This window comes from Butyrivibrio sp. NATIVEDY162 (genome assembly GCF_045999815.1).
Lineage (GTDB): Bacteria > Bacillota > Clostridia > Lachnospirales > Lachnospiraceae > Butyrivibrio.
The window spans coordinates 561,334-584,901 of record NZ_CP172573.1 but is presented as its reverse complement, the minus strand read 5'-3'; the positions used below and the strand labels follow the sequence as shown (position 1 = coordinate 584,901).

Sequence of the window (23,568 nt, the reverse complement as noted above, 5' to 3'; positions counted from 1 at the left end):
TTATGAAATGGAAACTGGGGAAAAAGCAGGCTAGTATTATGGCATCTGTAATATTATGCAGCTTTGCCATTATGCTGATATATTATGTCCTGTTTAAAGGGGATGCACTTACCAGTGGCATAAACAGACTCCTTGGTATCCTGACTCCAATCATAATCGGTTGTGTCATGGGATATATTCTTAGTCCCATACTTAATACTATCGAAAAAAAATGGTTTTATCCATTATTTAAGCTGCGTGGGATTGACCTTAAGGATGGTCAGTACTTTAAAAGGAGGAAGCAGGTGAGACAGCTGAGTGTGGCTCTCACTATGATTCTGTTCTTTTTAATTCTCTATGCAATGTTGATGGTTTTAGTGCCTCAGCTTGTCAGAAGCATAAAGGAGATTATCAGAAACTTCCCTTATTATGCAACTAATTTCCAAAGGTTCATGGATAAGTATCTTGATGACAACCCTTCTATAAGAAGGACTGTGGATTCTATGCTTCAACAGTATTCCACTACTATCAATAACTTATTTGAAAGCAATGTTGTGCCCAATCTTTCCACAATGATAACCAAGGTCTCTAAGAGTATGATGAGCCTTATACAGGTATTTCTTTATCTGATAGTAGGAATAGTTGTGGCTGTATATGTGCTGAATTCCAAAGAGACATTTATTGGACAGGGCAAAAAAATCTGCTATGCTTTCCTGAAGAGAGATTTTGCTAATGAGGTAATTGGAGCTTTCAGATATGCTCATCATACCTTTACAGGTTTCATTATGGGTAAGATTATAGATTCGATTATCGTAGGAATAATCGCATTTATTGCGCTTAGAATCTTGAAAATCCCGTATCCTATCGTTCTTGCTTTTGGTGTTGGAATTACTAATATAATTCCTTTCTTTGGCCCTTATCTTGGCGGAGGATTCGGATTAATTCTGCTTATAATGATCAATCCTTTTAAAGCACTTGTATTTTTGATCACAATTGTTGTTCTTCAACAGATAGACGGTAATATAATTGGTCCACTTATACTTGGCAATTCAACAGGCCTTTCAAGCTTCTGGGTGATTTTTGCAATCATGTTCTTTGGCGGAGTATGGGGACCTATCGGATGGCTTACGGGAGTGCCTGTGTTTGCATGCATTTATACATTCTGCAGCCATATTACTATGATGAAGCTCAGAGAAAAGAAACTTCCAAGAGATACTTCAACTTATATCGATACTGCTTACATGAATGATGATGGTATAGTAACTCTTGAAAATGCGGATAATACACGTTATTACGTACATAATGAAGCATCTACCTGGAGAAGAATTTTCAAGTTTTACAGCAGTAAAAAGAATTATATCAAAAAGGTGCTTCCTAATTCTGACAGCGATAGTAATGATCCTTCAGGAAAAATCAGTGAGGAAAGTAAAGATTTATCAAGCAAATCTACCGTTGGCAATTCAGAGGATGAAAGGGGTATTGATAAATGACATTAATTTTGTCATGGTCCCCTTACGGATTTAATGCTTAAATTTACACCTTGACACTTGATTATATGTAATTATAATAATTTTTAAAAAGTCGGCACTTTAAAGTGCTAAATTGAATCGGCTTGGGCTTTTCTTTTTACAACCTGAACTGATCAGAAAACAGGAGGAGCATATTATTATGAGTAAGAAAAATTTAGACTGGTCAAGTATCGGATTTAATTATCACGTAGCAGATTATCGATATGTGTCCAATTACAAGGATGGAAAATGGGATGATGGTGCCATTACAACCGATTCAAAGATTATATTAAGCGAGGATGCCGGGGTACTTCACTATGCACAGGAGGTTTTTGAAGGACTTAAGGCATATGAGACAGAGGATGGACATATTGTATGTTTCAGACCTGACCTCAACGCTTCGAGAATGGAAGAATCAGCTAAACGTCTGGAAATGCCTGCGTTCCCTGCTGAGAGATTTATTAAAGCTGTTGAAGAAGTGGTAAAAGCTAACGAAGAATGGGTACCTCCTTTTGGAAGTGGAGCAACACTCTATATCAGACCTGTTATGTTCGCTACAGGTAATGTAATCGGTGTAAAGCCGGCTGATGAGTATCAGTTTAGAATTTTCGTTACACCTGTTGGTCCTTATTTCAAGGGTGGCGCTAAGCCTATTGTTGTAAAGATTAGTGACTTTGATAGGGCAGCACCGCACGGAACAGGCAACATCAAAGCAGGCCTTAATTATGCTATGAGTCTTCACGCAATTGTTACTGCTCACGAAGAGGGCTTTGCGGAGAATGTATATCTTGACGCTCAGAGCAGAACATATATCGAGGAGACAGGAGGAGCTAATATTTTATTTGTAGATGCTGACGGTAACCTTGTTGTTCCTAAGTCATTTACAGATTCCATACTTCCTTCTATTACCAGAAGATCCATAGTTCAGGTTGCAAAGGATTATCTTGGACTTACTGTTGATGAAAGACCGGTAAGACTTGATGAAGTTCATAATTTCAAAGAGATGGGCCTTTGTGGTACAGCTGCTGTTATCAGCCCCGTCGGTAAGATCAATGACCATGGTAAGGAAATCTGCTTTGAGTCAGGCATGGATGAGATGGGACCTGTTATCAAAAAGCTGTATGATACACTTACAGGTATTCAGATGGGTGAGATAGAAGCTCCTCAGGGTTGGGTACACGTAATAAAGTAAAAAATAGAATAACATCTAATCCTCATTTTTAAGTATGGCTTTTGTTTTTTTGGAAATATGAATAAAGAAATATATATGCACTAGCAAAATATCATACATTTTTGTTATAATTTAAAACATAAATAAATAAGATAAAAAAATGATAAAATTACTTCAAAAGTTATCGTAATAGTGTACAATAGTTAATAAGTGATATATTTTAATATTTCATAAAATAATAACATACTAATTTATGAGGAGGGTATGCGAATGTTAAACATCACTAAGGACTTGAAGGAGAAAAATCTTGTAGTAGGTCTTGAAGGAAGACTTGACACCACTACAGCTCCAAATCTTGAAGAAGAGCTTAAGGCTTCTCTTACAGGCGTGGAGAATCTTGAATTTGATCTTGCGAAGCTTGAGTATATTTCCAGTGCGGGTCTTCGCGTACTTCTGTCCTCTCAGAAAACAATGAATAAGCAGGGCAAGATGGTTGTGAAGAATGTATCTGAAGAAGTTAACGAAATTTTTGAGGTTACAGGATTCTCAGATATTTTAACAATCGAATAATCAGGGTGGCTTAAATGATAGCAGGATAACTATGTTATCCTGCTATTTGCGCATTTTTTCTTATGAGGGATTATGAATAAGCAAATTATCAGAAAAATCGCCATAATTTTATTTGGCATTATGGTTTTTCTTAATTGTTTGTGCTTACATGGCGTGAATGCATTAGCTGAGGATAATTCTGATCTTTTATACACTGCAAGACCTTCTGTTAATGGAAGACTACATGTAGAAGGCACAAATCTTGTTGATGAAAAGGGGGATCCTGTACAGCTCCGCGGAATAAGTACTCACGGACTTACATGGTATCCTGATTTTATTGATGAGAAATTATTCAAGCAACTTTCCAATACATGGAACAGTAGCTTTATTAGGCTTGCAATGTACTCTGATGTTTACTGCAAAGAGAAAAACGGTGAAAGCCTGAAACTAATGCGAAAAGGCATAAATGCTGCCATAGCAAATGATATGTATGTGCTTGTTGACTGGCATATTCTGAGCGATAATAATCCGAATATCAACAAGGAACAAGCTATCGATTTTTTTGATAAGATTTCTTCAGAATTCTCTGATGCTCCCAATCTGATCTACGAAATATGTAATGAGCCAAATGGCGATACGACATGGGATGATATCGTTAATTACTGTAATGACGTTATTCCGGTAATAAGAAAAAATGTTCCTGATGCAGTTATTATTGTAGGAACGCCTGAATATGACAGAAGACTTGTCCCTGTTACAAAAAGGCCTCTGAATTTTGAAAATGTGATGTATTGTTTGCATTTTTATGCTGCAACACATAAGGATGACTTAAATGATGAATTACGAATTGCTTTAAATGCAGGCATTCCTGTTTTTGTTTCTGAATGCGGAATATGTGAACATACAGGTGATGGAACTATTGATTTTGCTTCTTCCAGAAAATGGTTCAATTTTCTCCTTGAAAATAACATAAGCTACTCTGTTTGGAGCTTTTCCAACAAAGATGAAAGCTCAGCATTTTTTAAACATGATTTTGATCCTGTAAAAGGATTGAATGATGATTATTTAAGCGACAGCGGTAAATGGGTAAAAGAACTTATTAAAGGTGTAAGGCCTGATAACATTCCTGCTCCGGCTGATACTATAACTAAAGGTTTGATGTCAAAAATATCATCCTTTGTTGCTAACTCTCTTGGAGATCGAGGATATAAAGCAATAAGAAGATATCCATATTTTGCTTTGGTATGTGTTGTTATCATTGTTTTTGCACTTGTATTTCGTGATATTTTCCTGCAGGTCAATAAGAATAAAAACAAGACATATTATTATCTTTTAAATAAAGAGGAATTAAAGGAGATTTCCAAAAAGAGCGGTCTTGCTTATGCAATAGCTTTTTTTTGCATTATACTTTGTAGTTATTTAACACTTGTTTATATGTGCTGGAGAATATTCTTCTCAGTTCCTGTAGAGAGTGGTGTAATTGCCATTGTTGGTAATATAGTACTTTTAGCTGTTGAAATCTTCGGATTTGGTGAATCCATTGTATTCTATGAAAGCCTTTTGGGTATGAAAAATCCACCACTTCCAAAAATATCGGATTCTGAGTATCCGCACGTTGATATATTTATTGCAACTTATAATGAACCCTGCGAATTACTTCGCAAGACTATAAATGGATGTAATCATCTAAAATATCCTGACAAGAAAAAGGTTCATGTTTATGTCTGCGATGATAACAGAAGACCTGAAATGCGTGCGCTTGCTGAGGAAATGGGCGTAGGCTATTTTGACCGACCTGATAATAAGGGCGCTAAAGCCGGTAATCTTAACAATGCTTTAAAGCAGACGTCTTCTCCGTACATTGTTACTCTTGATGCGGATATGATCGTTAAAAGTGATTTCCTTTTAAAAACCATTCCATATTTTGTAGAGGTTGAAAACAGATGTATCAATCTTGAAGAGAGTAAGAAGATGCATCTTGGATTACTGCAGACACCACAGTGCTTCTATGATCCTGATGTATTCCAACATGCTCTGTATTCTGAGAGAAGAGTTCCAAATGAACAGGACTTTTTCTACAGAACAATAGAGGTTGCAAAATCATCTACAAACAGTGTTGTATATGGTGGGTCGAATACTGTACTTAGCAGAAGAGCGCTGGAGGATATAGGTGGTTTTTATACTGAATCCATAACGGAGGATTTCGCAACAGGTCTCCTGATCGAGGCAAAAGGATATATAAGCCTGGCATTGCCGGAGCCTCTGGCAAGCGGACAGACACCTCATACCTATAAGGAGCATATTCAGCAGAGAACCCGCTGGGGACGTGGTGTTATAGTAACTGCAAAAAAATTGAAGTATTGGAGACAAAAAGGACTGTCGCTAAGACAAAAGATAAGCTATTGGAGCTGCGTAGCATATTGGTATTCACCTATAAAGAATCTGATTTATGTTCTTGCACCCCTTTTGTTTGCAACCTTTGCTGTTCCGGTACTTAAATGTAACTGGCTTGAGCTATTGGTATATTGGATTCCTATGTTTGTTATGCAGGAAGTTACCCTGAGAGTGCTTAGTGGTAATGCGATGTCAATGGACTGGAGTGGAATATATGAGACCAGTGTAATGCCGCATTTGTTTATTCCGATTTTGAAGGAATCCTTCGGAATTTCATTATCGAAGTTCAAGGTTACCGATAAATCAGCGAGAGCGAAAAAACGAACTACTGACTATAAAGCAATGATACCGTTTATTATTCTTATTGTTTTGTCGGTTGTCGGTATTATAAGAGTTCTGGCAATAATGGATATGATGAAGATTATCGGTCTTTTAGTCCTTTTGTTCTGGATGATAAGAAACCTGTATTTCCTTCTTATGTCTTTATTCCTTATTGATGGTAGAGATTCTGACAATGAAGTTGTTCATGTAATTGATGCTGAACCCGTTGAGATAACAATTGCTCACGGACAAGGAAAAGGAAACGTATATGAAGGCGTAACCACCAGAATGACAGAGCATAGCGTATCAGTATTTTTGGATGATGAAGTTCAACTCAGTGCGGGCGCTGCAGTAAGGATTAAGATAAATACAGGTGACTATGTTGCTGATATGAAGGGGGCAGTTACAGTGGTTTCGGAATCCAAGACCGGTGGTATATTTAACCACACTATAGAGATTCTGGATTATTGTGACTCTCTATATGAATATCTGGAGGTACTCTATGACAGAATTCCTTCACTGCCGCAGACACTATCCAGAGACACAAGTTTTTTAAGTCACTTGTGGCAAAACATAGCTCATCGCGTATCAAGGACAACGAAATTCTAAAAAACCTCGTAGCTAATACGAAAGAAAGAGGTAATTTATGGAAGAAGTAAAAGTAGTAAAAAATGAAAACGGTTATCTGATTTCTCTTTTTGGAAGAATAGATTCCAATAATGCTCCGCAATTTCAGGACACTATAAACGAAGCATTTGAATCTAAGGAAAATATCTTAATAGATGCTGAAAAGCTTGATTATATATCAAGTGCCGGACTTCGTGTGCTTTTGCATTTGAGAAAAAAACATGCAGAACTCAGAATTATAAATGTGAGCTCTGAAGTATATGAGATATTTGATATGACAGGCTTCAATCAGATGATGACTGTTGAAAAAGCATATAGGGTTGTCAGTGTAGAGGGATGCGAAGTTATAGGTAAAGGAGCCAACGGAACCCTCTACAGAATTGACAGTGATAACGTTGTAAAGGTATATAAAAATGCCGATGCATTAAATGATATTCAGCATGAACGTGAGGTTGCGCGACTTGCTCTGGTTTTAGGAATACCTACAGCTATTTCCTACGATGTGGTTAAGGTTGGTGACAGCTATGGATCAGTATTTGAGCTTTTAAATGCAAAATCTTTTTCTAAGATTCTTGCACAGGAGCCTGATAAATTCGACTGGTGCGTAAATGAGTTCTCAGGACTGCTTAAGCGTATTCACGAGACCGAAGTTCCATCAGGAAAGCTCCCCAGAATTAAAGAGACAGCTCTGAAATGGGCAGAGTTTGATAAGGATTATTTACCTGAAGCCTCCTATGAAAAATTAAAGAGTCTTATAGAGAAGGTTCCGGATTCTGATTATATGATCCACGGTGACTATCATACCAATAATATTGAACTTCAGGATGATGAGGTACTGCTTATTGATATGGATACGCTGGCTGTTGGACATCCGATATTTGAACTTGCGTCTATTTATAATGCTTTTGTTGGCTTTTATGAAATTGATAAGGATATGTGTAAAGATTTCCTTAGAGTTGATGTTGATTTTGCATATCGTTTCTTCAGGAAAGCCATGGGTGTATACCTTGGAACAGAGGATGATGCGAGAATAGACGAGGTTGTGGACAAGGCAAGAGTTGTTGGATATACAAGAATTATCAGAAGAAACATAAGGCGCGGAGCCCTGGAAAAAGAAGACAAAAGGGCTGAGATTGAGCTTTGGAAGAAGGAACTTATAGAACTTCTCGATAGAATTGATACTCTTGTTTTTTAATCTATTATTCAACATAGATTAATTATCGTAATGGATTTTGAAAAAAGGATAAGGGAAATGAAGGAACTAAAATTAGAAGCCAGAATTGAAAACCTGCCTCAGGTTCTTAAGTTTATTGATGGTGAACTTGAGGAATCAGGTTGCAGCATGAAAAACCAAATGAAGATAGACATGGCTGTTGAAGAATTATATGTAAATATTGCTCATTATGCCTATAGAGATGATATTGGGGATGCTACTATCAGATTTTCATGCGATGGCGAAAGCGCAATGATAACGCTTATTGATAGCGGTATATTTTACGATCCTTTGCAAAAAGACGATCCGGATGTTTCACTGTCTGCCGAAGAGAGGCAGATAGGTGGGCTTGGTATTTATATGGTTAAAAACAGCATGGATGACGTCAAATATGAATACTCCAATAATCAAAACATTACTACAATTACAAAATCTTTGAAATGACCGGATGGAATTACAATGGAATTTTTAACTAAAAAGCAGATAAATAGAGCATATTCAGTCTCTGTGTTCTATATTTGCATGGTTTTTGTTTGCGCCCAGCTCATATTTGTAAGGGGGATAAATAATCTTAAACCAATTTATGTCTTTAATATCAGTGGTGATATTTTTGGAATGCTTATGGGGGCAGTTCTTTTTATATGCTGCCTCATTGATGTTCAGAAAACAGGGGCAAATCTGAAATGGCTTTTCTACCTGCTAAATGCAGCGTTTTTGGGACTGTTTACTGATGCAATAGCATGGCTTGTGGATGGTGTTCCGGAACTGGCACTTGTAAACTATATAGACAATTTATTTTACTATTTATGTGCTCCGCTTGAGATTTATTGTTTTTGGAAATATACAAAATCCTTTTTGGAGACTGACAATCAATTAATAAAAACTCTTGATAAGGCTCAGCTCATAGGTCTTGCGGCTGCAATACTTATGAGATTTGTAAACATTTTTACGAACATATATTATTACGTAACACCGGAGGGTGTATATACCAGAAGCCCGTTTTATCTGGTTTCCCTTATATATGTTTTTGCATCAACAATAGCTACTCTTTTAGTTGTGATTTTAGAGAGAAAAAACCTTCAGAAATACCAGATTGTTACATTCTTTATGTATGCACTGGCTCCTCTGGTGGTATCTGTTCTCACAATAAGAGTTTATGGTTTGTCGATAATAAGCGGAGTTATAATGCTTGTGATTCTGCTTATGTATTGCATACTTAATGTTCTTCAGGGGAGGGATAAAGCCTTCGCAGACAGAGACCTGTCTCTTGCAGCAGCAATTCAGGAGCATATGCTTCCCAGAATATTTCCTCCTTTTCCTGAACGAAAAGAGTTTGACCTTTATGCTTCAATGACGCCGGCAAAAGAAGTAGGTGGTGATTTTTATGATTTCTTTATGATAGATGATAATCACCTGGCCGTTGTTATTGCAGACGTTTCCGGTAAGGGAGTACCGGCTGCTCTTTTCATGATGGTATCGAGAACAATAATAAAAAACCAGGGATTATATTCCAGAAAAATGAATCCATCTACAATTCTGCAAAAGGTTAATAATCAGCTGTGCGAGGGCAACGAGCTCGAACTTTTTGTAACAACCTGGATTGGAATACTTGATATAGCTGAAGGAACTGTAGATTATGCAAATGCTGGTCATGAATATCCCTGCTTAAGAAAAAATGGCGGTGACTTTGAAATAATAAAGGAAAAGCATTCTCCGCCGCTTGCAGCTCTGGAAGGGCTCACGTTCAAAGGAGGACAGTTTAAACTGGCTCCCGGAGATACGTTATTTATATACACTGATGGTGTCACAGAAGCTACAAATATTAAACATCAGCTATTTGGAGAGGAAAAGCTCCTTGGAGCCCTTAATAAAAATCCTGATGCTGATCCGAAAACCATTGATGGAAATGTAAGGAATAGCATTACAGCTTTTGTAAAGGACGCACCGCAATTTGATGATATTACGATGCTGTGCCTTAAATATTATGGAACAGGAGAGAGATGAATATGGAAAAAATGTACAAAGAAATTGAGAAAATGCCTATCTGCAAATCCAAGAATATTATAATTACATGCAAAGATAATAAGCTTGATGCAGATTTTGACAAGGTTGGGGATTATCTTAAAGAATGTGATCTTAAGCATAAGGACAATCTTCAAATGGAGCTTCTGTTTGAAGAGACAGCTATAATGCTTGAGGAGATTACAAAGGATTTTTCAGCACTTCTTTGGTTTGAAAAATTTGAACATTACTGCTGCCTTAAGCTTACAGCTAAAACAGATATGTCCTTTGAAAAAAAGGAAGAACTTTTGGGAATGTCTACAAGTGGTGAAAATGCAATGGCTACCGGATTTATGGCAAAAATTGCAGACATCATTGAAACCGGACTGCTTGACTTTGATTATGTTGGTAGACTTCAGCAGCAATACGGCGGAGTAAGCGTAGGTTTTGGAAGCATGGGTATTTATGATGGTATGGGCGGTATCGGAGATCTTGGTGCTGCATGGTCGCTGTCAGATTACAGAATGTCTCTTTCGGATGCTATTGAAGAGGATGAAACTGATGATGCAACAAAAGAAGCTTGGGATGAGCTTGAAAAATCAATTGTTGCAAGCCTTGCAACTGATGTAATAGTTGGAACAAAGAGCAATACTATTGAGATGACTATTGTAAAGGAACTAAAGAATCAATAAGTTCAATTTAAAGTGAAAACATTATTTCAGTTTTTATGGGGTTCCGGTGTGTTGATCCGGAACCCCTGATATGGTTAAAAGTTTTTTGAGGCGTTGTATGTTTTTGGGGTATGTGCCGGATTGTTGCCAGGAAATAGTATAAACAGCTGCTTTAGTATTTCGTGAGGTTGATTTTTGGTGAATAAGAAAAAGCAGGCAGCCGGCGTAATAATTATCGTTTTGATTGCTCTGATAATTGTAAACAGTGTTAACCTGCTATTGGTATTCAGGACCACTGCGGATGAGACAATCAGTTCCGGAAAATATCAGCTGGAGAATATTGGAGCAGAGCTTGAAAACGGGATTAACAACGCCGTAAATTTAACATCGGAATATGCATTTAAAGCGCAGCCAATTTCGCAAGACGTAGAAGTATTGACAGAATTTATCTATGATTCACGTGATGAAGTCAAACGAAGAACTGATGGTGTGGGCTTTAATGTTTATGCTGCAGGGGATGATTGGGAAATTATCCCTGAACTTAATGATGAAAATTATTCTCACAATGACAGATCCTGGTACACAGGCGCTATACTCTATGAAGGAAAGGCTTACGTTACTGATCCTTATATCGATGCTGTATCAGGTGATATATGTTATTCAGTGTCTATATGTCTGGATGATAGAAATACTGTCTTTGCTATCGATTTTACTCTTTCAAAAATTCAGGAACAAATTCAAAAAATATCTATTGCAGGCAATAATACTGCAATAATAGTGACTAATGATGGTATTATTGCCGGCTGCACTGATCAGGGCTATGTTGGCAATAAGTTGATTGATGTATTCCCTGATTATGCCGGGATTTTTAATTATGCAAAGGTTTCAAATGAAACTGTTTCTTCAAAGATAAGAAATGGATTTTTTTATGATAATCTTTTTGCTACAGGAACAAAATCAGGGTGGTATCTTATTGTCGGTATAAATGACTGGGAGCTTTATCATGATTCATATATCTGGCTTTTTGGTGCTATGATTTTGAACGTGATTCTATTTGCAGTTGTTTTTGTTCTTTATTTTATGAGCAAGTCTAACGAAGAAAAAGCCCAGGCTGCTCTTATCGAAAAAGAAGATTTCCTTAAATCTGTTACAGGAAATTTGAAGACTCCTCTGAATCAGATAATTAATAACGCTGATACAAGAAACTTTGATGATGATATTAACTATGAGTCAAGATTTAAAGCTATTCAGGATGCTTCAATTCAACTATCCGAGAACATTCAACAGATAATAAGCTATTCCAATTACGTAAAGGAAGAAAATCAAAAGAAAACAAGGAAGAATACAGGAAAATATGCAAGAGTAAGCTCAAGATTCAGAAATATCATAATTGCGCTTATGAGCTTTACCATGTTTATTAGTGTTTTTTCAATCAGCTGGATGACTTCGCGCTGGTGTATGGCTACCATGCAGGAAAAGGTTGGAGCTTATGAAAATCAGGTTTCACAGTGGATTATTTCACAAAAGAGTATTCTTGATATGTTCTGCAATGATATTTCGACTAACCCGTATATTCTGAATAACTATGATAATACTGTAAGGTATCTGGACAGGATAACATCATGCTATGAACAGATTTCGGCTACGTATATTGCCGGGGGAAAGTTGGAACCTTCTGTTTATATGAATAATGGGTGGAAGCCTGATGCTGATTTTAAAATTGAAGACAGACAATGGTATATGGATACCATAAATTCAGAGAATGGCTTTAATATTTCAAATCCATATGTTGATGCCAAGACAGGAGGGTATTGCATTACCTTTTCACAGTGCGTTTACAGCAAGGAAAAAGGTGAGCTGCTGGGTGTATTTGGAATTGACTTCTATATAGATAAATTGATAGAAATACTTGGAGGATCATATTCCTCAGAGAGCTATGCATTCCTGACAGATGCCAGAGGAATGATCATCAATCACCCTTACGGAAAATATCAGATGACTAAGGATAAAACTATAAATGTGGCATCACTTCCCTATAACAGCTCGTATAATAAATTTGATAGTGTATTTATTATTAAAGACTATGACAATGTTTATAAGGTTCTTATCGCTGAAAAAAATGAGATGTCTGATTTTGCGGTATTTGTAGCTTTCAATTTTTTCTCTATTTACGGAAGAGCGCTTATTAATGGATCTATAGCATTTTTTATGTCATTACTTTGCGTGATAATCATTTACAGACTTCTGGGAGGCCTTATAACCTGGCAGGATGAAATGAATACGAAACTTCAGGAGTCTGCTGATGCCGCAATTGCAGCAGGTAAAGCAAAAAGTGATTTCCTTGCTATGATGTCACATGAAATAAGGACACCTATAAATGCAATTATTGGAATGAACGAAATGATCCTAAGGGAAAGTCCGAGGGATGATATAAAAGGATACGCTGCAAATATTCAAAGCGCATCAAAGACTTTGCTTGCTCTTATAAACAGTATTCTTGATTTTTCTAAGATTGAGGAAGGCAAGCTTGAAATAGTATGTACAAATTATGAGACAAAACAGCTTCTTGGTGACATTATAAATATGATAAATGCCAGGATCAAAAAGACTAATCTCGAGCTTAAGCTGGAGATAGATCCCAGACTCCCTCATGGAATGTACGGTGATGATTTCAGAATTAAACAGATCATATTAAATCTTCTTACGAATGCTGTTAAATATACCGAAAAAGGAAGCGTTACTTTATCCATTTCAGGTAAAGACATTGGTAAAGAGTACATAATGTTGGACATCAAAATATCAGACACCGGAATCGGTATACGTGATGCTGATATAGACAAGCTTAATATCTCATTTAAGAGACTGGATGAAAAACGCAACAGAAATATTGAAGGCACAGGACTGGGCATTGCCATCGTTACCAGCCTTTTGAAAATGATGGGCAGTAATCTGAAGGTGAAGAGCGTTTATGGAGAAGGCTCGGAATTTTCATTTGAATTAAAACAGAAGGTTACAGATTGGCGACATATCGGAGAATTTGATATTAACAATATCATTCTGGAGGCTGAGGAGAGTGGCGGTAAGTATCTTGTGGCAGAGCATGCTGATATTCTTGTTGTTGATGACAACGAGATGAATCTTTCTGTAATGAAGAGTCTCCTTAAACGAAACAGGATCAGCCCTGATTTTGCATCAAGCGGCAAGGAATGTATTGAGAGGGTTACAGAGAAAAAGTATGACATTGTTCTTCTTGATCATATGATGCCTGAGATGGATGGAATAGAAACACTTAAATACATAAAGGAAAAGAATCTTTTAAATAACCACACTGCAGTGATCGCGCTTACCGCAAATGCCGTTGTAGGTGCCAAGGAAGAATATCTTGCAGCGGGCTTTGATGATTATATGTCTAAGCCTGTGGATACAAAGGCGCTTGAAAAGATGCTTTCAAAATATCTTCCTGCCTACAAGATTAGCTATGAGACAGAAAAAGCTGATAAAGGTAGAGTCGATACAACTGATACAAAGGACGATGGGCTTTTGGCCATTGAAAAGCTTGGTTATCTGGATGTAAATAAAGCTCTTGAGCTATGTAAAACAAAGGAAATATATCTTGAAGCTCTCAGTATTTTCATAAGAGACTGTAATTATAGAAAAGAGAAACTGCAAAAGCTTTATGAAGAAAAGAATAATCAGGGATTTGTTACTGAGATACAGGCTATAAGAAGTTCATCAGCTTTGATTGGAGCAATTCAGTTTAGCGATATGGCAAAAGATCTTGAAAGCTACGGAAAAAATAATGATTTAGAAAGTCTTGACGAAAAAGTATCTGCATTTATTGATTGGTATGATAAAATCTATAAGGATGTAAGTTTAATTCTTAAATGAAAAATAAATTGAATTGGAGCTCTTTTAAATGATTGCTTTTGTAAACGGAATACTTGATGAGAAAAGAGATCTGCTTGCTGTTATTGATGTCGGAGGTATTGGCTATAATGTCAATATCTCCGCTTATACTGCGGACAGATTACCATCTAAGGGAGAAGCTTGTAAGCTTTATACCTATATGAGTGTTCGTGAGGATGCCATGAATCTGTATGGTTTTCTTACGAGAGATGAGCTTGATTTTTTTAAACTGTTAATCAGTGTAAGCGGCATAGGTCCAAAGGGCGGACAGGCGATTTTGTCTGTGATGACACCGGACGATCTGAGATTCGCCATACTTTCGGGAGATTCAAAAGCTATAAGCAAGGCACCGGGAGTCGGTAAAAAAACTGCTGAAAGACTGGTGCTCGAATTAAAAGATAAGATTTCAAATGATGATATTCTGGATGGAAGAGCCGGCGGCACCGACGATACAGTAGCTTTGAAGACAGAGGATGTTCCGTCTAATGAAGCTATAGAAGCTCTTGTCAGTCTGGGATATGGATTGACTGAAAGTACAAAGGCTGTAAGAACTGTGGTATCTTCCGGAAATGTGAATGCAAACGATACGGAATCAATTCTGAAGCTTGCTTTAAAAGAACTAATTTGATACTGATTTGGAGAAGGTATGGAAAAAAGAACAATAAAAACCTCTGCAGAACGCGGTAATGGAGCTGTTAACGCAGGTTTTTTAGAGGAAGATAAGAAAATTGAAGGATCACTTAGGCCAAAACGACTTAAGGATTATATAGGTCAGACTAAGATAAAGGATAATCTCAATATTTCTATAGAAGCAGCAAGGAAGAGAGGCCAGAGTCTTGACCATATTCTTTTATATGGACCGCCGGGACTTGGTAAGACTACACTTGCTGAGATCATAGCTGCAGAGATGGGTGTTCACTGTAAGGTTACAAGCGGCCCCGCTATTGAAAAGCCCGGAGATATAGCAGCTATACTTAATAATCTTAAGGAAGGCGATGTCCTTTTTATAGATGAAATTCACAGATTGAACAGACAGGTTGAGGAAGTACTGTATCCTGCAATGGAGGATTACAAAATTGATATCATGATCGGTAAAGGGCCGACTGCGAGATCAATTCGACTTGATCTTCCTCATTTTACACTTATAGGTGCTACAACAAGAGCAGGTATGTTATCTGCACCTCTTCGCGACAGATTCGGAATGCTTTATAAGATGGAATTCTATGAGACTGAAGAATTAATGCAGATAATAATGCAGTCTGCGAAGGTTCTTGGAGTAGAGGCACAGGAGCTCGGCGCTAAAGAAATGGCCAGAAGAAGCCGAGGTACGCCAAGAATTGCAAACAGGATTCTGAAAAGAGTAAGAGATTATGCACAAGTACGATATGACGGTGTGATAACAGAAGAAGTTGCAAGGACCGCACTTGATCTTATGGATGTTGATAAGCTCGGGCTTGACCATAATGATAGAACACTTCTACTTACACTTATAGAGAAATTTGGCGGAGGACCCGCCGGACTTGACACACTGGCAGCTTCGATAGGTGAGGATGCCGGTACAATAGAGGATGTCTACGAACCTTATCTTCTGAAAAACGGTCTGATAAACAGAACTCCAAGAGGGCGTGTGGTTACCGATCTGGCGTACGAACATCTTGGGCTTTTGCCAATGACAAATACATGATATTGTGGTATGATTTTTATAAAATAACACGCTAAACTATTGAAATCTCACACTTTGAAAGTATAAAATAGACGTAAATAACTTTCAGGTATGAGGTGGGGAGGAAAAAATTTATGGCATCCAAGACAGATACAGAGGTAATCATAGGCGGTAAAGTCTTTACACTTAGCGGCTACGAGAGTGAGGAATATCTTCAGAAGGTTGCATCTTATATCAATAATAAAATAGCTGATTACAATAAAATGGATGGTTTCAAGAGACAGCCTCTTGATACACAGAATGTGCTTCTTCAGCTTAACATAGCAGATGATTATTTTAAGGCTAAAAAGCAGGTTGAGATGCTTGAAGGTCAGCTAAGTGATAAGGAAAAGGAGCTTTATGATATAAAGCATGAACTTATCGCTACTCAGATAAAGCTTGAGAATACTGAAAAGAACGTTAAGAATCTTCAGTCGGACATCTCAGAGGATTCAAGAAAAATCATTCAGATGGAAACAGAATTAAAGACTCTGAAAAAGTAATTTGAAGGCTGCCGGCTTGGCAGCCTTTTTAACTTATTTATATTAGTAAATATTATGAAAGGCTTCTTTAATGAACAAAAAAGTTGAACTACTTGCGCCGGCAGGCAATTACGAAACTATGCTCGGTGCATTTAATGCCGGAGCTGATGCCGTGTATCTCGGAGGACAGGGCTTTGGAGCGAGGGCATTTGCAGACAATTTTACAAATGAAGAAGTTATCAGTGCTATTAAATATGCTCATCTTCATGGAAAGAAGATATATCTTACAGTTAATACACTTTTAAAAGAAAATGAGATAACGGCATTTAAAGAGTTTTTTGAACCATTTGCATATGCCGGTCTCGATGGTGCTATAATCCAGGACTTTGGTATTTTTAGAATGATAAGAGAAGAATACCCCTGGGTTGAGCTTCATGTGAGCACTCAGATGACAATAACCGGTGAAAAGGGCGCAAGGCTTCTGATGGATCTTGGTGCCTCCAGAGTTGTTCCTGCAAGAGAATTATCACTTTCTGAGATTAAACGCATTCATGAAAATTGTAAATTTGAAGATGGCAGAAGCCTTGAAATCGAAGCATTTATACATGGTGCAATGTGCTATTGCTATTCAGGTGCGTGCCTTTTTTCAAGTATGGTTGGAGAGAGAAGCGGTAACAGAGGAAGATGTGCGCAGCCTTGCAGACTTCCTTACAGAACCGGTAAAAAGGGAGAATGCTATCCTTTAAGCTTAAAGGATATGTGCATGGCAAGCAGGATTCCTGAGCTTATAGAGGCAGGGATTGATTCCTTTAAGATTGAAGGAAGAATGAAAAAACCTGAATATGCGGCAGGTGTAACAAGCGTATACAGAAAATATATCGATAAATACTATGAGCTCAAAGCGCAGGATTTGGATAAGAGCGAAGCTGCTATAAAAATTGCTGCATCCGATAAGGATAAAAAAATTCTCTCATCTTTGTATTTAAGATCTGAAATTGGCGAAGGTTATTATTTCAGACATAATGGTCCTGATATGATAACTCTTGATAATCCTGCATATAATGGCTCTGACGACAAGGTTTTAGAGAATGTAAGAAGCAGGTTTATAACAGGTGAAAAGAAGATAGATGTGGAGCTTTCATGTACTCTGAAAATAGACACCCCTTCTGAACTTACCATAAAAACAGGCGACAGTTTTTTGAATGGTGATGCTGTATCTGTGACAGTAAGAGGAGATATGGTGCAGAAAGCTCTGAATAAGTCCATGGCAAAAGAGGATATTGAAAAGCAGATATCAAAACTTGGAAATACACCGTTTGCGGCATTATCTCTGGATGTTTCAATTGATAATAATGGTATTTTTATACCTAATAAATCTCTTAATGAGCTTAGAAGAAGAGCCTGCTCAGAGCTTATAGATGCTATCCTTTTAAAGAGAGGATATAAGAATTTTTATGAAAAAAACAACATAAGAGATGACAATGCCATGTCTGCTTTAAATGAGTCAGATTTGACAGAGGATGAGTCAATCCTGGCTATATCCGTTATGGATTACTCACAACTTAATGTTGTATGTAAATATTTTAATGATAACAATAAGCAGGCAAGGATATATGTGGATAGTCAGATAATACTTTTAAATCAGGATATTTCATTAGTGTCTGGTTGTGAGTTTTATGCTGCACTTCCGTATATTTTGAGAAAAGAAGAATTTTTTGATGGTCATGATGAGATAAATAGAATCATAAGTAAACTTGATAATCTCGGATTTAAAGGTGTTTTAGTAAGAAATACGGAAGAACTTCAAATCATAAAAGAATCAGGATATAAGGGTGAGATAATTTTGGATTATGGACTTTATATCTGGAATCATGATGCTCTTACATTATATAAAGAGTGTGCGGGAGAATTGTCATTTGGCGGATTTAATCTTCCTCTTGAATTAAATTCATATGAGATGTCGGATCTTCTTGAAAACATGGAATCCAAAAAGCCAAGCGCATATAATAAAAAGACAGGGATACAGGTATATGGCCGTGTTCCAATGATGGTCACAGCGAATTGCCTTAAGAATACTCTTGATAAATGCAGTGGCAACAGAGGTAAGCTCTGCGAGTATGAAAAATTGGGTATTAATGACAGGACAGGCAGGACACTTCCTGTTTCGTATGATTGCATGCATTGTTGTAATATTATCTGGAACAGTGTTCCTGTATCGTTATTTAAAAAGACAAAAAAACTTAAAAGTATGGCTGACAAGTACAGTCTTCTTTACAGACTTGATTTTACTGTTGAAAAGCCTTTAGAGATCACAAATATACTCAGGGCTTATGATGCTGTTTTTTACAGTAACGACAAAAAAGTAATCAGAAGCGCTGAAGATATGCTTTCTTCTTTTGATTACACAGCTGGACATTTTGAGAGAAGTGCGGATTGATAATACAAGATGATTGAACTTTACTTAACTGAAATATCAAAATATGTAATTGCGGGAAGTATGGCTCTTTTTACATTTTTCAGCTTCCTGGTTTTTATCTATAAGGGGGAAAAACGACGTGGATGGATTTATGTACTTCAGACCGTGTCTCTTTTTGCCACACAGTTTGCATGCTTTATTCAGATTATTGCGCAGACGGGAAGTAAAAGGTACTTTTTTCTCCTTGTCATACAGACGCTTGTTCTTATCAGTACAATATCTATGTTCAAAATGGTATACCCTGATGGAAACAGGCTGATAATCAATAATATGTGCATGTTTTTGATGATTGGAATGATAATGATAACACGGATTTCCTATGGCAAGGGAATCCGACAGTTTATTATTGCAAGTGCATCTATTCTTATTGCATTTATTATACCTGAAATCTTGTTCAGACTTGCTTTTCTGGAGAGGATGGGCTGGATTTTTGCAGGCGTGGGTCTTGTGGTATTGATGATCCTACTGGTCTATGGAACTGTGACAAACGGCTCCAAGATTAACTTTAGAATTGCAGGATTATCATTTCAGCCTCAGGAACTGGTGAAAATCATTTTTGCTTTTTTTATTGCTTCGATATTATCTGAAAAAAAAGATTTTAAGACTGTATGTATAGTCTCAATCTTAGCCGCTGCACATGTGATAATACTTGTTTTGTTAAAGGATCTTGGAAGTGCGCTTATTTATTTTGTAGTATATTTATGTGTTCTTTTTGTTGCAACAAACCAGCCTTTGTATTTTATTGCCGGGCTTTTGTCCGGATCTTTTGCAAGTTATGTCGCTTACAGGATTTTTCCGCATGTTCAGCAAAGAGTTCTGGCATGGCAGGATCCCTGGACCAATATAGACTCCACCGGATATCAGATTACACAGTCTCTTTTTGCCATAAGTGGCGGCGGAATATGGGGACTTGGATTATATGGGGGAACTCCTTCTTCAATTCCTTATGTGGAGGAAGACTTCATGTTTGCGGCTATTGCTGAAGAACTTGGAATTATTTTTGCTTCATGCCTGATAGCAGTCTGTGTATCAACGTTTATCATGATTCTTCTTGAGGCTTATAAGATAAAAAACAACTTTGGCAGGCTGCTCTGTGTTGGGCTTGCAGTAACATATATTTTTCAGGTTTTTCTCACCGTTGGAGGAGATTCAAAATTCATCCCCCTTACAGGTGTAACACTTCCTCTTGTAAGCTATGGAGGAACATCTGTTATGGTAACTATCATAATGTTTGCCCTTGTTGAGGGCGAATGCCTGGTTCGAACGGATGAAAGATATAAAGCATATTTAGAGAAAAAGAGGGAGAGGATGAATGCAGGAAAAAAATAAATCTTATCCCATTTTAATAATCGGTACTTTTACTGTTTTACTTTTTGGATTGATGATTTTTTATATCTGCTCTTATGCTATTACCAATGAGCGGACAATGATGGATAACAGCTATAATGCACATCAACAGCTATTAAAGAAGCAGAACAGTCGTGGAACAATATATTCAAATGACGGGCAGATTCTTGCCGAAACAGTTACGGATGCTGATGGTAATGAGAGCAGAGAATATCCTTTTGGGAGAGAGTTTTCTCATATTATAGGCTTTTCAGTGAATGGACGAAGCGGCATAGAGGATTTGGCGAATTATTATCTGATTAATTCGCATGCGACATTAAAAAGTAAAGCCCAGGCAAAAGAAAATGAGGTTAAATTCCCCGGAGATAATGTCTATACGACATTGGATGTAAAGCTGCAGGAGACTGCATATGAAGCACTTTCAGCAAGAGAAGGCGCGATTATTGTATCGGATGTGAGAACCGGTAAAATTCTTGCAATGGTTTCAAAACCGGATTTTGATCCATCAACGATTCTTAATGATTGGTCAAAAATAACAGATGATAAAAATAATACGCAGCTGTTGAACAGAGCAACACAAGGGCTGTATCCACCGGGATCTACTTTTAAGATAATCACATCACTTGAGTATTACCGCGAGAAGGGGGATGAATATCTTGATTACAGGTATAATTGTAACGGGAAGTTTACAAGTGGTGACGATACAATCAGATGCTTCCACGGTGAAAATCATGGGGCTCTGGATTTCACAAAATCATTTGCGAAATCCTGTAACTCATCTTTTGCCAACATATCGCTTACGCTTGACAGAGCTAATTTTGAAAAAACTCTTGATAGTATGCTGTTTAACTCAGAGCTCCCTTGGGATATGAATCATTCCATATCTACAGCTGTATGCAGCCCTGATTTAAAAGATGGTGATATGATGCAGCTTGGAATCGGTCAGGGAACTACTACGGTCACGCCGTTTCACATCAATCTTATTACTTCGCTTATTGCCAATGATGGTACTTTAATGAAACCATATATTATCGAAAAAGTTGTGAGCGAGGATGGTAAGGTTCTGGAAGAATTTGCTCCCACAAAGTACAGGGAGCTTATGACAACCGATGAAGCATACTTTCTTCAAAATATGATGGAAAAGGTTGTTACAGAGGGTACTGCATCAAGACTTAAGGGCCTTGAGTATACAGCAGCAGGCAAAACCGGCTCGGCTGAATTTAAGGACAGTACATCTGATTCACATGCATGGTTCACAGGATATGCTCCTGCAGAAAATCCGGAGATTGCAGTGACGATTATTGTAGAAAATGCAGGATCAGGCGGTGAATACGCTGTTCCCATTGCAAAAAGAATATTTGATGCTTATTTTGAAAAATAAGGGGAGAAGGAAAGGCTTTGGCTATAAGGGGATATTGCACTTTTGCTAAAAAACTATATATCGGGGATTCCGTTAAAAATGCAAGACTGGTGAAATGGAAGCTTAAGCACGGTGCAGGACAGCTTTTTATTTATGTCATTACATCATCAGATATACCTGATGGACAGATTGAGATAAAGCACTGCGCGTTTTTAAAACAAAAATACTTTAAGCGACATCCTGCATATATTTATGGGATTGCAGGAAGCTATAATGAAGCTATGGATATAGTTATGAAAATGTTTGATGAAGCTTCAATGAGCGGATTGACCGGAGATATAAAGACATATCTTGAAAGTACTTTGGGGGATCATTAATGGGGATTTTTTTTACTATACTTAAAATTACAGGCATTGTACTTTTGTCTATTCTTGGCCTCCTTTTGTTTATCCTCATTCTGGTTTTGTTTGTCCCGATAAGGTACAGGGCTGGTGCGGCTATAGAAGAGACTGATTTGGAAAAAGAAGCTTCTTTGATTCTTGAAAAAGTGACGGCTAAGGCTTCGTTTAGCTGGCTTTTACATATCATACGGGGAAAAATAGCGTATCCGGAATCCAAAGAGTTTCAACTAAAAGTGTTATGTTTCACGGTTTATCCTCCGAAAAATAAAAAGAATGAGAATGATGAAAATCAATATGAAGATCATTTGGAATCAGCGATAAATGATGATAAGAAAAATAATGAAGTAGTAGAAGTATCATCTGAATCTGATAGCATTAACACTGAGGATAATTCTATTGAACAAGGCCAAAGTAATTCGGAGGAAGAGACTGCGGAAGCAGATAAAAATATGTCTGATGAAGAGCCTGAAGTAACAGATAAAAATGAATCTGATGAAGAGTCTGCCATAACAGATAATAAAGATAGCGATGATTTTGACGAGGAAGAAGAGGAAGAATCGGCAAGAAGCTTCTTTGAATTTATCGGAGACATATTTGAAGTTATCGGCAAAATCATCAGGGTACCACAGGATGTATTTAGAAAAATACAATATACAACATCTAGAATTTATGCTAAGATAAACATGGTTAAAAATACGTTATCCAATGACATTTTTAAACGTGCTTTTGAGGTTACAAAGAAACAGGTTTTCCGGGTTTTGAGAATGATATTACCCAGAACATTCAGGGCAGATTTTCTTGTTGGAACTAATGATCCGACTGTGACTGCAGATATATTTGCAGCCTACGGGATATTATATCCGATTCTTGTAAACAAGGTTTTCATAACTCCTGAATTTGAGAGGTCTGTGCTTGCCGGCAAAGCTCATTTAAAAGGTCGGATCACAGTATTTACCATAGTCTGGGCTGCGGCAATTCTATATTTTAACAAGGATTGCAGAAAGACCTACAGACGTTTTAGAAAAATAATTGATTCATAATTTGGGGAGAGTTTTATGGGAGATTCAAATTTTAATTCCGTTGTAGATTCTCTTATGGGCGGTATGAACAAAATTTTAGGAGCCAAAACCGTAGTCGGAGAAGCTACGAAGGTTGGTGACACAATTATTGTTCCATTGGTTGATGTTTCCTTTGGAGTAGGAGCAGGCGCCAGTGATGCGGATAAGAAGAACTCCGGAGCAGGTGGCTTTGCGGCTAAAATGTCGCCAAGTGCGGTTTTGGTTATTAAAAACGGTCAGACTAAGCTGGTTAATATCAAGAATCAGGATGCTGTTACAAAGGTACTTGATCTTGTTCCTGATATAGCCGATCGCTTCATGAATCGCGGCAATGACATAATGGATGATGACAGCGCGGTAGATATTGCCTTTCCTGAAGATGAGAACCTGAAGTAAGTTTTT

Annotated in this window: 18 protein-coding genes; all 18 read left to right on the top strand. The window is 37.4% G+C overall.

Annotated features, from left to right (window positions below; genetic code table 11):
- The first annotated feature begins 2 nt into the window (after positions 1-2).
- The gene (locus ACHCNF_RS02395) at positions 3-1,469 is read left to right on the top strand and encodes an AI-2E family transporter (protein ID WP_408071201.1); all 1,467 of its coding nucleotides are present in this window, start codon (positions 3-5) and stop codon (positions 1,467-1,469) included.
- Between the two features lie 151 nt (positions 1,470-1,620).
- Positions 1,621-2,679: a branched-chain amino acid aminotransferase gene (locus ACHCNF_RS02390; protein WP_408072178.1), complete on the top strand. Its 1,059-nt coding sequence runs from the start codon at positions 1,621-1,623 to the stop codon at positions 2,677-2,679.
- A gap of 249 nt (positions 2,680-2,928) precedes the next feature.
- The gene (locus tag ACHCNF_RS02385) at positions 2,929-3,228 is read left to right on the top strand and encodes an STAS domain-containing protein (protein ID WP_408071200.1); all 300 of its coding nucleotides are present in this window, start codon (positions 2,929-2,931) and stop codon (positions 3,226-3,228) included.
- Between the two features lie 72 nt (positions 3,229-3,300).
- Positions 3,301-6,531: a cellulase family glycosylhydrolase gene (locus ACHCNF_RS02380; RefSeq protein ID WP_408071199.1), complete on the top strand. Its 3,231-nt coding sequence runs from the start codon at positions 3,301-3,303 to the stop codon at positions 6,529-6,531.
- Positions 6,532-6,568: 37 nt separating this feature from the next.
- The gene (locus tag ACHCNF_RS02375) at positions 6,569-7,744 is read left to right on the top strand and encodes an anti-sigma factor antagonist (RefSeq protein ID WP_408071198.1); all 1,176 of its coding nucleotides are present in this window, start codon (positions 6,569-6,571) and stop codon (positions 7,742-7,744) included.
- 30 nt (positions 7,745-7,774) lie between these two features.
- Positions 7,775-8,206 carry an ATP-binding protein gene (locus tag ACHCNF_RS02370; RefSeq protein ID WP_408071197.1) on the top strand — a complete coding sequence of 144 codons (432 nt, stop codon included), beginning with the start codon at positions 7,775-7,777 and terminating at the stop codon, positions 8,204-8,206.
- A gap of 15 nt (positions 8,207-8,221) precedes the next feature.
- A complete protein-coding gene (locus tag ACHCNF_RS02365) occupies positions 8,222-9,766 on the top strand; it encodes a PP2C family protein-serine/threonine phosphatase (RefSeq protein WP_408071196.1) in 1,545 nt (514 codons plus the stop codon).
- A gap of 2 nt (positions 9,767-9,768) precedes the next feature.
- Positions 9,769-10,455, top strand: coding sequence for a hypothetical protein (locus ACHCNF_RS02360; RefSeq protein ID WP_408071195.1), 687 nt, complete (start codon positions 9,769-9,771; stop codon positions 10,453-10,455).
- 177 nt (positions 10,456-10,632) lie between these two features.
- The gene (locus tag ACHCNF_RS02355; RefSeq protein ID WP_408071194.1) at positions 10,633-14,322 is read left to right on the top strand and encodes a hybrid sensor histidine kinase/response regulator; all 3,690 of its coding nucleotides are present in this window, start codon (positions 10,633-10,635) and stop codon (positions 14,320-14,322) included.
- A gap of 28 nt (positions 14,323-14,350) precedes the next feature.
- Entirely contained in the window at positions 14,351-14,968 is a 618-nt protein-coding gene (ruvA, locus tag ACHCNF_RS02350; protein ID WP_408071193.1) for a Holliday junction branch migration protein RuvA, read from the top strand.
- Between the two features lie 18 nt (positions 14,969-14,986).
- A complete protein-coding gene (ruvB, locus tag ACHCNF_RS02345) occupies positions 14,987-16,024 on the top strand; it encodes a Holliday junction branch migration DNA helicase RuvB (protein ID WP_408071192.1) in 1,038 nt (345 codons plus the stop codon).
- Between the two features lie 113 nt (positions 16,025-16,137).
- Entirely contained in the window at positions 16,138-16,545 is a 408-nt protein-coding gene (gene zapA, locus ACHCNF_RS02340) for a cell division protein ZapA (protein ID WP_408071191.1), read from the top strand.
- A 70-nt stretch (positions 16,546-16,615) separates the two neighbouring features.
- Positions 16,616-18,961 (top strand): U32 family peptidase, encoded by a 2,346-nt coding sequence (locus tag ACHCNF_RS02335; protein WP_408071190.1) that lies wholly within the window; start codon positions 16,616-16,618, stop codon positions 18,959-18,961.
- A gap of 60 nt (positions 18,962-19,021) precedes the next feature.
- Positions 19,022-20,329: an FtsW/RodA/SpoVE family cell cycle protein gene (locus ACHCNF_RS02330; protein WP_408071189.1), complete on the top strand. Its 1,308-nt coding sequence runs from the start codon at positions 19,022-19,024 to the stop codon at positions 20,327-20,329.
- Positions 20,313-21,728 (top strand): peptidoglycan D,D-transpeptidase FtsI family protein, encoded by a 1,416-nt coding sequence (locus ACHCNF_RS02325; protein ID WP_408071188.1) that lies wholly within the window; start codon positions 20,313-20,315, stop codon positions 21,726-21,728. The genes ACHCNF_RS02330 and ACHCNF_RS02325 overlap by 17 nt, the downstream gene beginning before the upstream one ends.
- Before the next feature lie 17 nt (positions 21,729-21,745).
- Entirely contained in the window at positions 21,746-22,084 is a 339-nt protein-coding gene (locus tag ACHCNF_RS02320; protein ID WP_408071187.1) for a hypothetical protein, read from the top strand.
- Complete coding sequence (locus tag ACHCNF_RS02315) at positions 22,084-23,148, top strand: hypothetical protein (protein WP_408071186.1); 1,065 nt, start codon at positions 22,084-22,086, stop codon at positions 23,146-23,148. The genes ACHCNF_RS02320 and ACHCNF_RS02315 overlap by 1 nt, the downstream gene beginning before the upstream one ends.
- Positions 23,149-23,163: 15 nt before the next feature.
- Complete coding sequence (locus ACHCNF_RS02310; protein ID WP_408071185.1) at positions 23,164-23,562, top strand: GerW family sporulation protein; 399 nt, start codon at positions 23,164-23,166, stop codon at positions 23,560-23,562.
- Positions 23,563-23,568: the final 6 nt, after the last annotated feature.

Coding starts and splice junctions, on each gene's coding strand:
- ACHCNF_RS02395 (WP_408071201.1), top strand. CDS start 3: ATGAAATGGAAACTGGGGAAAAAGCAGGCTAGTATTATGGCATCTGTA.
- ACHCNF_RS02385 (WP_408071200.1), top strand. CDS start 2,929: ATGTTAAACATCACTAAGGACTTGAAGGAGAAAAATCTTGTAGTAGGT.
- ACHCNF_RS02380 (WP_408071199.1), top strand. CDS start 3,301: ATGAATAAGCAAATTATCAGAAAAATCGCCATAATTTTATTTGGCATT.
- ACHCNF_RS02375 (WP_408071198.1), top strand. CDS start 6,569: ATGGAAGAAGTAAAAGTAGTAAAAAATGAAAACGGTTATCTGATTTCT.
- ACHCNF_RS02370 (WP_408071197.1), top strand. CDS start 7,775: ATGGATTTTGAAAAAAGGATAAGGGAAATGAAGGAACTAAAATTAGAA.
- ACHCNF_RS02365 (WP_408071196.1), top strand. CDS start 8,222: ATGGAATTTTTAACTAAAAAGCAGATAAATAGAGCATATTCAGTCTCT.
- ACHCNF_RS02360 (WP_408071195.1), top strand. CDS start 9,769: ATGGAAAAAATGTACAAAGAAATTGAGAAAATGCCTATCTGCAAATCC.
- ruvA (WP_408071193.1), top strand. CDS start 14,351: ATGATTGCTTTTGTAAACGGAATACTTGATGAGAAAAGAGATCTGCTT.
- ruvB (WP_408071192.1), top strand. CDS start 14,987: ATGGAAAAAAGAACAATAAAAACCTCTGCAGAACGCGGTAATGGAGCT.
- zapA (WP_408071191.1), top strand. CDS start 16,138: ATGGCATCCAAGACAGATACAGAGGTAATCATAGGCGGTAAAGTCTTT.
- ACHCNF_RS02335 (WP_408071190.1), top strand. CDS start 16,616: ATGAACAAAAAAGTTGAACTACTTGCGCCGGCAGGCAATTACGAAACT.
- ACHCNF_RS02330 (WP_408071189.1), top strand. CDS start 19,022: ATGGCTCTTTTTACATTTTTCAGCTTCCTGGTTTTTATCTATAAGGGG.
- ACHCNF_RS02325 (WP_408071188.1), top strand. CDS start 20,313: ATGCAGGAAAAAAATAAATCTTATCCCATTTTAATAATCGGTACTTTT.
- ACHCNF_RS02315 (WP_408071186.1), top strand. CDS start 22,084: ATGGGGATTTTTTTTACTATACTTAAAATTACAGGCATTGTACTTTTG.
- ACHCNF_RS02310 (WP_408071185.1), top strand. CDS start 23,164: ATGGGAGATTCAAATTTTAATTCCGTTGTAGATTCTCTTATGGGCGGT.